Source organism: Candidatus Baltobacteraceae bacterium (assembly GCA_036488875.1).
Taxonomy (GTDB): domain Bacteria; phylum Vulcanimicrobiota; class Vulcanimicrobiia; order Vulcanimicrobiales; family Vulcanimicrobiaceae; genus JAFAHZ01.
In genome coordinates this window covers 235377-248976 of the sequence record DASXGW010000001.1, presented here as the reverse complement: position 1 = coordinate 248976, position 13600 = coordinate 235377, and the positions used below count along the sequence as shown (strand labels likewise).

The window sequence follows — 13600 nt, the reverse complement described above, 5'->3', positions numbered from 1 at the left end:
AACAGATGAGAAAGACCGCATCATCATTGCTGCTTCCGCCCGGCCCCTTTTTACCCTTCAGAAAGTGCGTTAAATGAGGGCTCGCATCGGCACGGTAACCACGCGTTTTCGCCCGTCGCGCACGATCGTAAACGCGATCGTCCTCCGCTGCGGCAGGGCGTTTGCCGTCGCGAAGTCCGCGCCCGAGAACTGCTTCGCCGAAACGCCGTCGACGGCGGCAATGACGTCGCCCTTGCGCACGCCGGCAAGGGCAGCGCCAGAGCCTACTATGACGTAGCGAGCGATAAACGTTCCATCGGCTTGCTTCGCTGCGATGACGCCGGAGCGATTATACGGCGTCGGATCGCGCGCAAGCGGCTGCAGCCACACCCCCCGGCGCGCGTAGTCGAACGTCGACATGAATCCGTCGATGAACGCCTCGCTGAGAATTGCCGCCTCGTCGGTGAAGAGTTCGGCATTGGGGTCGGGCTCGTACATGACAACCTCGCGGGGACGCAGAAACGGTCCGACGCCGACGGGAGCGCGCGACACGTACGTGCCGCTTCCAACGAACGAGCCGCGCTCAAGAAGCGATGCCACGCCAACGCGCGTCGCCCAGCGACTTGCCACGATGACCGGCGCGGCATTTCCCGTATCGAGCATGCACAAACCAGCCTTGCCCGCGACCGAACATCCCGCAAGCGGCGAATCCTCGTCAAAGACGATCGGTACTTTCGTCCCCGCCGCCGCCGGCCGCGGCGCGTTGAGCGGCCGCAACGTCATCGTGTGGTTGCGCGGATCGAACGTCACCGCGAACCGTTCGAAAAACTCCAGTCCGAGCCACCCCGCTTTGGGGGCGCGCGGACCGCGTTCGCTCTTGGCAAACGCGTACGGATTGATCTTCACGACTTCGTCGTGCAGCACCGCACCGCCGATGCCGATGCTGCGTACCCCGGCGAAGCCGACGTGCGAAATCGTGCCGAAGTTCGTACTGCTCGCAAAGCCGCGTCCCGTTAAACCAACGCGCCGCGCCGTTGGCGCGGTCAGAATGAAATGGCCGCCCGCGTCGACGACGAACGGAAACGGACCTTTGCCGTCGATCGTCACGTCCACTATCGGCTTGTAGCCTTCCATAACGTACGGGACCGTCACCGCGCTCTTGCCGTGGGGCATCGTAACGCCGAACGCGGTGTGCGGCGGCGCGTAGACGCCGGCGTTCGGTACGAACGATTTTTGTGCGACGAGACCCTCGATCTTGCGCGACTCGACGTCGTTGTCTTCCGGGTCGACGATCGACGTCGCGTAGGGAACGACCGTCCCGGCGATCGATCGCCAATCCGAATAGTATGCAATGACGTGATTCTCGTCGTATCGCACGCTGCTGCTGTCGAGCAAATGCGTGGCGCGATCGACCAGCAACGTGACGGGCGCACCGCCGGCCGGGCGCGCAACGACCGCATCCAGAAACGTTCCGTTGGCCAAGTGCTGCGTCTGCGCCGCGGAGTAACGCGTGCCGCCCGCGTCGCACCAGCCGCGAGCGCGCACCCACGCCTGCGTCTTGGCGATTGCGATGACCGCCGGTGCGTCCATCACGTGCGTCGTCGCCGAAAAGTCGCGGTCCCACGGCGCTACGCCGTCGTAGCCGTCTCCGCTAGCAAAATCTCCGCTCTGCCAACGCGTCACGTACCGGCCATCGCGCGTGTCGATCAGTTGTTGATACGGACCGTTGAGATTGTCGCCGCGATGCGTGCCCGAAACGGCCACGGTGCGCAGCCGCCGCCAACCGGCGCATCCGCTCGCCGCGCGCAGCGCAGCAATCGTTTGCGCCGCCGCCCGGGCCGTTACCGCGACCGTGGTAACCGGAACGATCATCTCCCACCCTCTACTAAACGTTTAGTAGATAATAGCCGGGCCCAAGCGCCGTGTCAACTAAGCTTATAGTAGTTACGCTAGGGTGCGACGCGAGTGAACGACCAGGTCGAGTAGATCTTCACTTTTTTGCCGCCGAGATTCAGCTCGTCGGTTTGCGCGCCGGTGATTGCGTGAAACGTACCGGCGTTAAAACTCGCGTCGATCGTCAACGACATCGCATCGGCCACCGCACCCTGCGCGGCTTTTTTCTCTTCGGCCGTCCGGTGATGCATGGCGACCGCGGTCGCGATGCGGCCTGCAGGGGTGAACCCGTGCGAAACCATACCGACACCGGCGCTCTTCACGAGTTGCGCCGGATCGATGCCGCTGCTCGGCGGCAAGGTCGTCAACGACGTTCCGCCGACGGTTCCCGAGTACGTGACGTTCCCCGCGCCCCCACCCGGTTTCATGGAAATCTGCGCGGGCACCGGCGTACCTTCGCCGATCGGCCTCAGCGTCACCGGAGCGTTAAACGCTTGACCGCCGCTCTTTTTCGCAGCGACGCCGACCGTTGCCGCGAGTTTCAGATTGGCCATCAGCGTCTGCGCCGCGGCCGGTACCGACGAAGCCGACGGCGACGGCATTGCCGGCACTATGGTGCCGTTTTCCATTGCAAGCGGGATGGTTTTGCTCGTACCGTCCGACGACGTGACGGTGAGCGTCAACTTGCCCGTACCTGCCGGCCGCACGACGATTTGACCGCTGCTGGATTTCTTGCCCTTCGACGTCTGCACGCCGATGGTGTAGTCGAACGTCGCCCCCATCGCACCGTTGGGCATCGCCGGCGTCGAGTCCGCGGCCACCGCCGCCAGGGACGAAACTACGATCGCCGCCGCCGCAAAGGCGGTCGCGTTAAGCAAACTCTTCATGCGCGGGGATTCGCGACCGGCGGCTGTCCCCACTGCCCCAAAAAACCAACGCCGGCGCACGAGCCGGCGTTGCTGCTAACGGACGTTTAGAGGGACGGTTTGGACGCGATCAGGGCGGCGTCATCGAGTTCGGGCACTCGAAGCCGACGGGCGCGCCGTTGAGCTCCTGCGTTACGCGCAACGGAAGGCGGTAGGCGGGCTCTTCGATGTCGTCGCTGTCGCGATACTCCACCACGCCCTTCTCGGCATCGCGTTTGTTGGACTCCTCGATACTTGCGTCGAGCTGGGCCATCATTTGCCAGAGCGACGAGTTGCTAGTGGTCGACATATAAACCCCCATGTCCCCGGATTTAGCTTGCTTTTTGCCCGTTAAGGCTGCCGTTTCGCAGGCTGCGCGCAAGTTCTACCTGCTCCGTGATGCGCGCCGTAAGCCGTTGTAGGTCTTCGATTGCGCCCGTGCCCTGGGCCGAAGGCAGCTCGGTGCGCAGCGCCTCGGCGCTTTCGTGCGCTGCCTGCGCCGCAGCCTCGGCCGCTTCGCGTTCGGCCTTACGGGCCGCGGTGCGCGCCGCCGCTTCGGCAGCCGATCGCGCCGCCGCGGTCTCACGCGCCGTGCACTCGCGCGCGCGCGATTCGTGAAGCGCGACGTCGGAAAACACCGTCTGCGCCGCGTGCTTCAACTCTCCGAGCTTGCGCTCGAGATCGGCAATTTCGAGCTTGGCCGCGTCGGCTTCGTGGCGCTTGATCGTCACGATTTCTTCAATGCTCTTGAGTTCGCTCGACAGCACGGAATGATCGTGCACGAGCGCGTCGGAGCGTTGTTTGGACTCGGCTTCAGCGTTGGCGGCGGCTTCTGCCCTCGCCGCGGCGTCTTCGGCTTTCGATTTTGCCGATTGGTAGGCGCGCGTCGCTTGCGCGGCCACCGCCGCATTCTTGATCTGATCCTCGAGCGCACGCGTCTCCGATAACAGCGCTTCGGCAGCCCTACGTTGATCCGCGATGAGGCGCAACGCTTCGCTCGTTACTGAATCGATCTCGATCGCTTCTGCTTGAACGCTAGTGCGTTCGATCACGCCGAGTTCGACCTTGGGCGTTTCCACGTTAGAAGTCTCGACTTTCGCCGTGTCGAGCGGCGGTTCGGCGGCAGGCGCGGGATCCGCAACGGCATGAAGGTCTCGCTTGCGTCCCGCCTGCACCGCGCGCTCGCGCTCGGTCGATTGCGCGATTCCGGCGTCGAGCTGCTGCATCAGGCTGCCTAGTTTGGAACTAGCTTCGGATGAGGTCTCCACGACCGGCTCGTCGGCTTCGTCCCGATCCCGGCGGCGCCCACCCAGCGACCAGAATGGCGGTTTCGTTTGATTAAGAATGGCCGTTGTCTCCTCCAAGCAATCATGCCACCGGTCATCTGTGGAGACAACGCTCGTTACGGAGTCTTTACGCCGCGTGTATTGACCGTTGACGTGTTAACGGTCTCGCGATTTTAAACTTTACGGCGATGCAGCGGCGAGCATTAAGCAACTGGGGGTACTAGCGCGACCATCCGGGAGCACTACGATCGCGGTAATTCGTACCGCTTGGTTGGGCCCGAGCGACAACGCAATCGGATTGCGGTACCCCGTCGACGTTTTCGACGGCGGCGTTCCGTCGACGGTGTAGCGAATCGTGCCGTTCGGAACGACGCTCGATATCGTTACCGCGACGCTGCCTGATGCCGTCTGCGCGTCGACCGTGCGAACGCTGGGCGACACGTTGGCGAAATGCAGGCTGCCGCCGGCCACCGAAAACTCCGGATTCGGAATGCGAAACGCGTAGCCGTGCCCGCCTAACCACGGCAGCTGCGCGCCCATCGCGAGCGCGAAATCGCTCCACGCGCGCGGCTGAGGATCGCGCCAGGCAATTTCGCTGAGACTCAACATGCGCGGGAGCAGCATATAAAAGAGGTGCTGCGGCGTCCCGACGTACTCGGCCCAAAGGTTTCCCTGTACGCCGATGATGTGCCGCGACTGCGCGGAGGTCAGCGAAGCTGAAACCGGCTGATAGCGGTAGATCATCTCGGGCGTCGACAGATCGCCGATCGCCTGCGGCTCGTCGTTGGGATCGCCCTGATACGCATCGAAATACAGCGGACCGTCCGGCGTCATCACCACGTCGTTGCCGTGCCGCGCGGCCTCAACCCCGCTGTCGCCGGCGTGCCACGACATGATCGCGGCGCGGCGAGTCACTCCGCCGCCCAGAATGTCGTCCCATCCAATAACGCGCCGCCCGTGAGCCTCCAGAAATCGCTCGATGCGGCGGTCGAAATACCCTTGCACGCCGGCGTAGGTTGCGATGTGCCGTTCGCGCATGAGTTGTTGCACGGCGGCACTGTGCCGCCACGCAACGGTAGGGACTTCGTCGCCGCCGATGTGGACGTACGGTCCGGGAAAGAGCGCGATGACTTCGCGCAAGACGTTTTCGAGAAATCCGAACGTGTACTCGGTCGGGCAGTAGACGACGTCGCTTACGCCCCACGTTTCGCGGACCGTAACGTGAGGACTCCCGCATCCAAGGCGCGGATAGGCCGCGATCGCGGCTTGGGAGTGTCCCGGCATTTCGATCTCGGGAACGATCGTGACGTAGCGGGCTTTTGCGTACTCCACGACCCGTCGAATCTGGTCTTGCGTGTAATAGCCGCAATACCGTTGCGCGTCGATCTCGGTGGCGTCGCCTTCGAGCTCCGTACCGGCGCGGCATCCGCCCGCACTGGTAAGACGCGGATAGCGCGCGATCGCGATGCGCCAGCCTTGATCGTCGGTCAAATGCCAGTGAAAGACGTTGAGCTTGTAGCGCGCCATGACGTCGATGTAGCGCTCGACGACGTCGACGCCGAAGAAATGCCGGCTGACGTCGAGATGCATGCCGCGCCACGGGTGCGCCGGCCAATCGGCGATTTCTACGCCGCGCATCGTGCGATCGCCGCCGGCCGGCGGCAACAGCTGATCGAGCGTCTGCAGCCCGTAGAAAACTCCGGCATTCCCGTTGGCCGCGATGGTGATCCCCGAAGCGGTCACGTTCAGACGATAGCCCTCCGATCCGAGCGCCGCATCGTTTGCCGATCGCGCGAGGGTCAAGGCCGCTCCGACTCCGTGTTCGCGCAGGATGCGCCGCGCGAGCGCGATCGATTCGGACGCCACGCCGGAAGCCGAAATCGTCACCACTGCAGGAAGCACGTAGCGTTGCGCGGTTTCGACGAAATGCTGCGGCGACGGCACGACGGTTTCCGCGCGCGCGACGCAGGCGCACAGGAAGAGCGCGCCCGCTGCTGCAATCGGGGCGAGCGTGGAAACCCAGCTCGGCCGTGACTTCGAGCGCGAGATCTTCGAGCAGCCCGAAGTTTGGGAGAGAATCGCGCGTTCCGATGCCGCCGCAAGGCTCGCGAGCGCGCTCGAGGGAAAGATCGTGCTCATCGGCAGCGGCAGTTCGCTCTTTGCCGCACAGCTGGGCGCAATCGCGCTGCGGCGCCGCGCAATCGATGCAATCGCGCTGGCGGCAACCGAAGCGCAGGGCGACCATCGCGCGTTCGAGGGCAGCACGGTCGTCGCACTTTCGCAAAGCGGCCGCTCGACCGACGTTCTTCGCGCGCTCGAGGTCCTGCGTCCCGCAAAGCTCGTCGCCGTTACGAACACGGCCGAATCACCGCTCGGGCAACGCGCCGATCTGACGATCGACGTGGGCGCCGGACCCGAACTCGCCGTTCCGGCCACGAAAAGCGTCTCGTGCACGATAGCCATTCTCCTTACGGCGGCGTCGCTGCTCGCGCAGGATCGTTCGCGCGAACCCGCGGTGCTGCTGGAAACGGCGCAAACCGTTCGCTCGTGGCTGCGCGATTCCGCCGGCACTACTCTGACGCCTGCGGCGCGGATCGCGCACTGCAGCGGTATCGTGATTCTCGGAACCGACTACGGCGCGCCGATCGCGCGCGAAGCGGCGCTGAAGTTCAAGGAAGCCACCTACATGCACGCCGAGGGGTTTCAGGCCGGCGAGTTTCGTCACGGTAGCGCCGCGATGGCCGACGCATCGACTGCGGCGATCGGCATTGTCGATGCCGACGGCTCGCCGATCGTGGGAGCGGCAATGCGCGACCTCGCCGTGCGCGGGGCGCTGCGGATTACGGTAGGCACCGAATCGCTGGGAACCGGCGAACGTCTCGGACCGGTCGTCGACGATCCCTACAACACGCTCGCGTGGCTGGTGACGCTGCAACTGCTCGCGCTGCACGTCGCACGCACGCGCGGCGTCGATAGCGACAAGCCGCGCGGCTTGACCAAAGCGATCGTTACGGAGTAGCGCTCTGCGCGAACGGCCACCACCGCTCCATTTTGGCCACAACGAGAAAGACGGCGATCCCGACCACGAGCCAGCCCACGCCGAACTCGATCGCCGTCGTCCCGGTGAATTTGAACGCCAAGATCCATCCCGCCAGTGCGATCAGTGCGGGTAACGGATAGAGCGGCATCCGAAACGGCGCCGGCCCGCGCGACGTGCGCAGCACGGCCAAGGCAACGATCTGCGCGACGCTTTGAATCAACACGATGCCGGCAGTCAACACCGCGATCACGAGATCGAGCGTAAAGAAGCTGGCGACGAGCGAGAGCGCCCCGATGGCCAGCAGCGACACGAAGGGGAAATCTCCGGTTGGATGCAGCTTACCGAAGGCGGGAATGAACGCGCCGTCGCGCGCCGCCGCATACGGAATGCGCGACGCGCCGAGCAGGTTTCCGTACAGCGACGCCAGCGCGGTGACGAGCACGAGCATCGTCACCGCGAACGCCGCCGGATGTCCCCAGGCGCCCTCGACGATCGTAGATCCGATGTACTGCGATTGCGGCGTCGGATTGCCGTGTGCGTCGAGCAGCGATTGCCACGGCACCGCGCCGAGCACGCCGATTTGGAGCAACACGTACAGTGCCGCAACCACGATAACCGAAATGAGTATCGAGAGCGGTATCGTCCGATTCGGCGATTCCACCTCGTCGCCGACGAGCGCCACGGTCGAGTATCCGGCGTAATCGTACATCGCGATGTAGAGCCCGGTAGCAAACCCCGCCACAAACGCCTTATCGAAATGCAACGGCTTGGCGAGCGCGAACGCGTGGCTCGCGTGACCGTGTGTGAATGCCGCCAGCGTTACGATGACGAGCGTGGCCGCCGCCGCGACCCCAAGCACTTTGCCCAGCGCCGCGACCTCGGACGTTTTCCGGTACAGCAACGCAATCGTAATCAAACCGACCGCAATCGCGAGCGTATCGCGAGCGAGCGGATTGCTCGCAAAAACGGGCGCGACGTACGCCGAGTAGTTGACGACGCCGATGTATCCGGTCGCCAGAATGCACGGATAAAACAGCAGGCACTGCCAGTTGAAGAGGAACGCCAGCGCACGGCCCAAACGATGCTCGCCGAACGCCGCGCGCAGGTACGCGTAGGTGCCGCCCGATCCCGGAAGGCGCGAGGCCAGCTCTGCCCACACGAGGCCGTCGCAGAGCGCGAGCACAGCACCGGCGATCCAGGCGGTGAGCGCAAGCGGACCGCCCAGTGCCGAGAGCACCAGCGGAATGGTGATGAGCGGCCCGATGCCGATCATCGTTATGACGTTGATCGCGACTGCGCCGCGCAGTCCGATCGCTCGTTGCATGGGCGCCCGCGTTCGTGGGTGGAAGGAGACCCCCCTGGCCCGGGGAAAGCCTCCGCGTAACGTGGGGGATGCGCCCACTAGCGTTCACGTGAGGTTAACGCTCACGCCATAGCGAGGCTTCTTGACCGGCTCAGGAGGTTCTCGTCATGCTCATACGCTCTGTTAGCGTCTCCCGCATTTCCACAGCACTCGCGCTGACCGTCGCCCTTTGCGTCGCGGCGAGTTCCGTCGTTTTTGCGGCCGGCGGCGTCACGGGAATCTTACGCGGATCGGTCGTCGACTCCAAAACGAGCGCACCCGTCGCGGGCGCGGCGGTATTGGTGAGCGCGGAGTCCGGACAGTATCGGGGGACCACCGATTCGCACGGCTCGTTCACGTTTCTCGATCTGCCGCCCGACACGTACGTCGTCAAGATCACGGCGAACGGTTACGAAGAGGACACGCTTACCGGCATCACCGTATTCGGCGACGAAACGCAGCAGATCGGCGCCGTGCGCCTCATCAAAGGCCTCAAGACGATCGCGAGCGTTCACGCGCGCGACACGACGTCTGCCTTCCAGCCGCATCAAACGATCGACGAAACGACGTTTCAAGGCAAACGCGTCGACGAAGCGTTGGGGGAAGCCGGATCGACGAACTTCAATCAGCTCGTGCTCTCCGCACCGGGCGTGATCCAGAACACGAACTACGTGCCGGGACCCGGAAACAGCAGCAACGCGTTTACGATTCGCGGCTCCGCCAGCGTCGAGATCGGTTATCAGTTCGACGGCATCGATTATCGCGGATCGTTTTTCGACGAGAATCCGAGCCAGGGCTATCTCAACGGCGTCGGCGGCGGTGCGGGTTCGATGCAAGTCGTTAGCGGCGCGGGCGACGCGACGCAGGGCGGCATCGGTGCCGGCGTCGTCAATATCGTTCCGGGACGCGGAACCTATCCCGGCAACGGCTTCCTGAGCTTCGACGTCGGCGGCCCGTGGTATTATCACTCGGCCGCCGGTCAGTACGGCATCGCAACGCAGGACGGGCGCTTCTCCGACTTCTTCTCGTTCCGCTCGACGCGCTCGGCGCCGCAGTACGCGCCGTACGGCGTCTCCGTTTCGGATATCGGACAATATTACGGTACTTCGTTTAACTACGACGACGACGTACTCAATAATTTCTACTACCGCTTCGGCAAGAACAATTCGCAGCAGATTCAAATTCTCACCGATTGGCTCGACCACCGGGCGTGGGCGAACGCGGGCGGCTTGCAGTACGCGAACTACTACCCGTACGATCCGTTCTCGGAAGCGAACTTCACCAGCGACTATAGCGGCTATCCGATGTTTCCGAGCACTCCCGGCGATCGCAACGGGCAAAAATGGTACGATTCGGTGATTCCGTACTACCCGGGCGTCCCGACGACGTACGCACATCCGACGCAGCCCGAGCAATACGTGTACGGTCCTACCAATCTTCTGAAGATCGGCTACACGCGTCCGCTCGGGACGAACACTTCGATGAACGCGTTCTTCTATAACTGGGGCGGGCTGGTCGCCAACAACGTAACGGGTTCGTCGTCCGATTTGACGCTCGGCTCGTATTTGCCGGGTTACAACAACGCCGGCGGCCGCAAGGTCGGCTTCCAAGACCAAGTCACGAGCATTCTCAGTGATAAGAACACGATTACGTTCGTCGCCAAATACGAGAACGGATTTCCGTACTGGAATCAGCTCAACTACGGCAACACGTGGCAGGGCTTCTTAGGCGGACGCGGCGTCGATCAAGCCGCGGCGCAGTCGTCTTGCCAGTATAATTCCGCGACCGGCTTCGACACGCAAACGTCCCACTGTTACGAGCCGACCGGCGCGCGCATCGAAGATTGGTACTTGCCCGAAAATCCGGGGCAGCCGGTCAGCGGCAGTAATCCGTGCATCGGCCCGGCTCTCGACAACGGTTACTCGCCAAACGCGCCGACGGGTCAAGGCTGCTACCTCTACGAGTGGCTGCTCTCGCACGGCGATTGGAAAGGCAAGCTGCCCGTGATGCCGTCGACCGGCTTCGACTACATGGGTGCCGACTTCCAGCAGTTCGGTTTCGGCGTGCGCGATCAATGGACGCCCAACGATCGCCTCAGCTTCGATTACGGCGTTCGTCTGGACGGACAGAATTTGAAGTGGGCCGGCAATACGCAAGTCAACAAAGATCTCAGCAACACCGCCGACATCGGCACCGGTTACGCCGTTCTATCGGACAGTTATCTCTATCCCAAAGTCGTCGAGCCGCGATTTGCGACGAGCTATTTGCTCACGCCGCACGACAGCGTTCGCTTCAGCTACGGCCGTTCGGCCAGCTTCTTCTTCGGTCAAACCGCCGGAACGCCGACGAACATCGGCGGCGTCAATCCGATTCTTTGGGAGATCCCGGCTAAAGATTCCGGCAGCCCAACCTACAACCCAAACACGGGCGAAGGTCCGGCGTGCGGAAGCGGCTGGCATCCGCCGGGATCGGGCGTCAACGGTACGTACGTCCCCAATCCGAATCAGTACTGGTCGGGCGCCGGTACGGTCGGCAGCGTCGGCAACTATTTCCAATGCAGTGACTACGCGCAGCAACTCTATTGGGCGTTCGACCAAGCCTACGCGGCACCCGACATCGGCGGGCAAACGGTCGCGACGTACAATAACTACGATATCGCGTGGAGCCACGGTTTTCGCAACGGCTGGGGAACCAAGCTCACGGGCTACTATCGGCAAGGCTATAACACGTATCAAGTCGTGCTGCTCAACGCCGGGCCGCCGGATCCGGTAACGGGTCAGCAAACCGCCGGTTCGTTCCAAGTTCGCCAAAACGGAAGCACCAAAACGTACGGCATCGAGTTTATGCTGACGACCCCGGATCGTTTGTCGGGCTGGGGCGGATTCTTGACCGTCGACTACATCAACGCTTTGACCTCGACGCCGCCGGTGTCGAACTCGGACAGCCTGCCGGCGACGGCCCAATATCTGTATCAAACCGGCGCGCTCTTTCACGCCGCCTACGTTCCACCGCTGTCGGCCGTAGCCGGCATTCAGTACAAAACGAAGGGTGGAATCACCGTCAATCCGATCATCACGGCAAACGGCGGCATACCGACCGGCGTCGGAACGACGACATACGGCTTCGTCAACGGCGTGCTCTACCAAATTCCAACCGGCAACCTCGGGCAAGGCCTTCCGTTTGCGGGGCCCGGTCAGCCGCTTCAGGCCTACAACGCACTCTGTTACGTCGACCCTGCGTTCCCGGGCAGTATTTTCAAACCGCACGACTATGCGTGCCGCGGCGATAAGGAATCACCGCTGGCGGGTCAGACGCTCACGCCCCCACGGGCATACGCGGATCTCAACCTGCAGTACGAGCGGCGCAGCGTAACGTACGGCGTCTACGTCACCAATATTTTCGACAACTATCGCAGCGAGCCGGGCGTCAATCAGGCGTGGCAGCCCGTTGCAAACGGCGTCGGCGGCGCGCAGACCGGCCAGTACGCGGGCGCGTATCCCACGCAGCTCGTCAACGGCAAGCTCGAGTCGAATCCGCTCTATCAAGCCGGTGCGCGCAATCAAGCCGCCTTCAATCAATCGTGGCTGCCGTATCCGGAACTGTACGTCCCGGGCCGTTCGGTGCGTGGATACATCCAGTTTGCATTAGGACCGAAACCATGAGAAAGCCGTTCGTTATCGCGCTGCTCGCCGTCGTCGCGTCCGGATGCGGCGGCAGTTCACTCCCCGCGGGACGCGAAGGGGCTATGGCGCCGTCGTTTTTCCTGCCGCGCGGTACGAGCTACGGCGCGTTGCAGTTCGCGGTCGGCACGGCAAACGTGTACGGCGGGAGCGTCGGGCTCAACATCGTCTCGACGTTCCGGCAGAGCAACGGGTATAGCGCGGTTGGAGTCAGCACGCCCAAAGTAAGCGGGCCGTTTAGAATCGATGCGCGCGCGGTCCCGTCGTTCGCCGAAGCCAACTCCTCGTCGGGATTTCCCGACCCGTACACGACCGTCTTCAACGGCGGCCCGAGCGCGCGCGAGTGGCGCGGCAGTTCGATCGATGGTACGCCGCAGACGGTCGCGCCTGGAACGCCTTCCTGCGACGGCATAGGCACGTTTCCTAAACCGCCGAAGGGTCAGAATTTCGTACGCTGCCCGAACGGACTCTCGCCGAACACCACGACGTTCGGTGAGAGCGGCGGCGTCTTTGCGATGGGGTTTCAACCGGCCAACGCGGTCGCGGAAACCGGACAAGGCTATAGCTATCAGCCATATCCGCAACCGATGTATTCGGCGCACGATCCGATCTCGCGCTACGTTTTCGTGCCGTGGGGCGGCCCGCCGGCGTTCGATCCGGATCTCGACCACATGGGAACGCGCGACGGTCTGATTTTGGCCGGCGTCGATTCGTTCGGCGATCCGTATTTCCTAGGCGTCGGCGAGGGCGTCACGGTGTTCGACCGCACGACGCCGCGTAGCGGTGACTACACGCTCGCCGTCGCCATTTCAACGGTAGGATCGGGCGGCGTCACCACGACGACCGTGAGGAAGACGGCTACGCTCAACGCGTCACACGTCTTACCGAAGATGACGGCGCCGGTCTTCGTTCCCGACGGTAACGGCGGCGGACACGTTACGGCGTTCCTTCCGTTCGGCGTTAAAGAAGCGTACGTGCAGATCGTCGATTACGGTCCAAGGGGCGGACCACACGACGGCGCGAACAGCGGCGCGTCGAATTGTCAAGGGGCTCGCGGCACGCAGTTTGCACCCGTGTATTACACGCTGCTCGTGACCTCGCACGCGAAGGCAACGTATCGTTTGCCCGATACGGACGGACCGAATCTTGCGACGTCAGGGGGAGCCGGCAATCTCAAACCCAGCCCGTCGATCTGCACCGCAGCGCAGAATACGACTGCCCTCGGCTCTAAGACGAATGCCGACGACATCGTCGTTCAAACGATCGGCTTCGACTATCCCGCCTACGAAGCGGCGCACGGACTGATCGAACGCACGACGCCGCAGAAGCCCACCATCACCAACGCGGCCGGACAGGCCGACATCACCCTCTCTCAAGCCATGGAGCAAGACGACGGTTCGACGACTCAGACGGGTATGTACGTTCGCGATCCTCGCCCTCGTCACTAGCGCCGCGGCGAGCCCGGCGAAAACGAT

At 63.3% G+C, this 13600-nt stretch carries 9 protein-coding genes; 3 read left to right on the top strand and 6 right to left on the bottom strand.

The genetic code is table 11. The annotated features are described in order from the left end of the window. Positions 1-69 precede the first annotated feature (69 nt). The 5 genes from VGG89_01000 to VGG89_00980 all read right to left on the bottom strand — a co-directional run bounded on the left by VGG89_01000 (position 70) and on the right by VGG89_00980 (position 6202). On the bottom strand, positions 70-1851 hold the full coding sequence (locus VGG89_01000) for a PDZ domain-containing protein (protein HEY1975107.1): 1782 nt from the start codon (positions 1849-1851) through the stop codon (positions 70-72). 77 nt (positions 1852-1928) lie between these two features. Beyond that, positions 1929-2759 (bottom strand): hypothetical protein, encoded by an 831-nt coding sequence (locus tag VGG89_00995; GenBank protein ID HEY1975106.1) that lies wholly within the window; start codon positions 2757-2759, stop codon positions 1929-1931. 109 nt (positions 2760-2868) lie between these two features. Next, on the bottom strand, positions 2869-3087 hold the full coding sequence (locus tag VGG89_00990; GenBank protein HEY1975105.1) for a hypothetical protein: 219 nt from the start codon (positions 3085-3087) through the stop codon (positions 2869-2871). 22 nt (positions 3088-3109) lie between these two features. Then, a complete protein-coding gene (locus VGG89_00985; GenBank protein ID HEY1975104.1) occupies positions 3110-4003 on the bottom strand; it encodes a hypothetical protein in 894 nt (297 codons plus the stop codon). Positions 4004-4243: 240 nt separating this feature from the next. Next, positions 4244-6202, bottom strand: a complete 1959-nt coding sequence (locus tag VGG89_00980) for a family 20 glycosylhydrolase (GenBank protein HEY1975103.1) — start codon at positions 6200-6202, stop codon at positions 4244-4246. Here VGG89_00980 and VGG89_00975 point away from each other — a divergent pair. Beyond that, on the top strand, positions 6195-7082 hold the full coding sequence (locus VGG89_00975; protein HEY1975102.1) for an SIS domain-containing protein: 888 nt from the start codon (positions 6195-6197) through the stop codon (positions 7080-7082). The two genes, VGG89_00980 and VGG89_00975, sit on opposite strands and share 8 nt — an antisense overlap. Here VGG89_00975 and VGG89_00970 read toward each other — a convergent pair. Next, positions 7072-8427, bottom strand: coding sequence for an amino acid permease (locus VGG89_00970; protein ID HEY1975101.1), 1356 nt, complete (start codon positions 8425-8427; stop codon positions 7072-7074). The two genes, VGG89_00975 and VGG89_00970, sit on opposite strands and share 11 nt — an antisense overlap. 146 nt (positions 8428-8573) lie before the next feature. Here VGG89_00970 and VGG89_00965 point away from each other — a divergent pair, with 146 nt between their 5' ends. Beyond that, a complete protein-coding gene (locus VGG89_00965; protein ID HEY1975100.1) occupies positions 8574-12107 on the top strand; it encodes a TonB-dependent receptor in 3534 nt (1177 codons plus the stop codon). Beyond that, positions 12104-13573, top strand: a complete 1470-nt coding sequence (locus VGG89_00960) for a hypothetical protein (GenBank protein ID HEY1975099.1) — start codon at positions 12104-12106, stop codon at positions 13571-13573. Before VGG89_00965 ends, VGG89_00960 begins: the two co-directional genes overlap by 4 nt. Positions 13574-13600 lie beyond the last annotated feature (27 nt).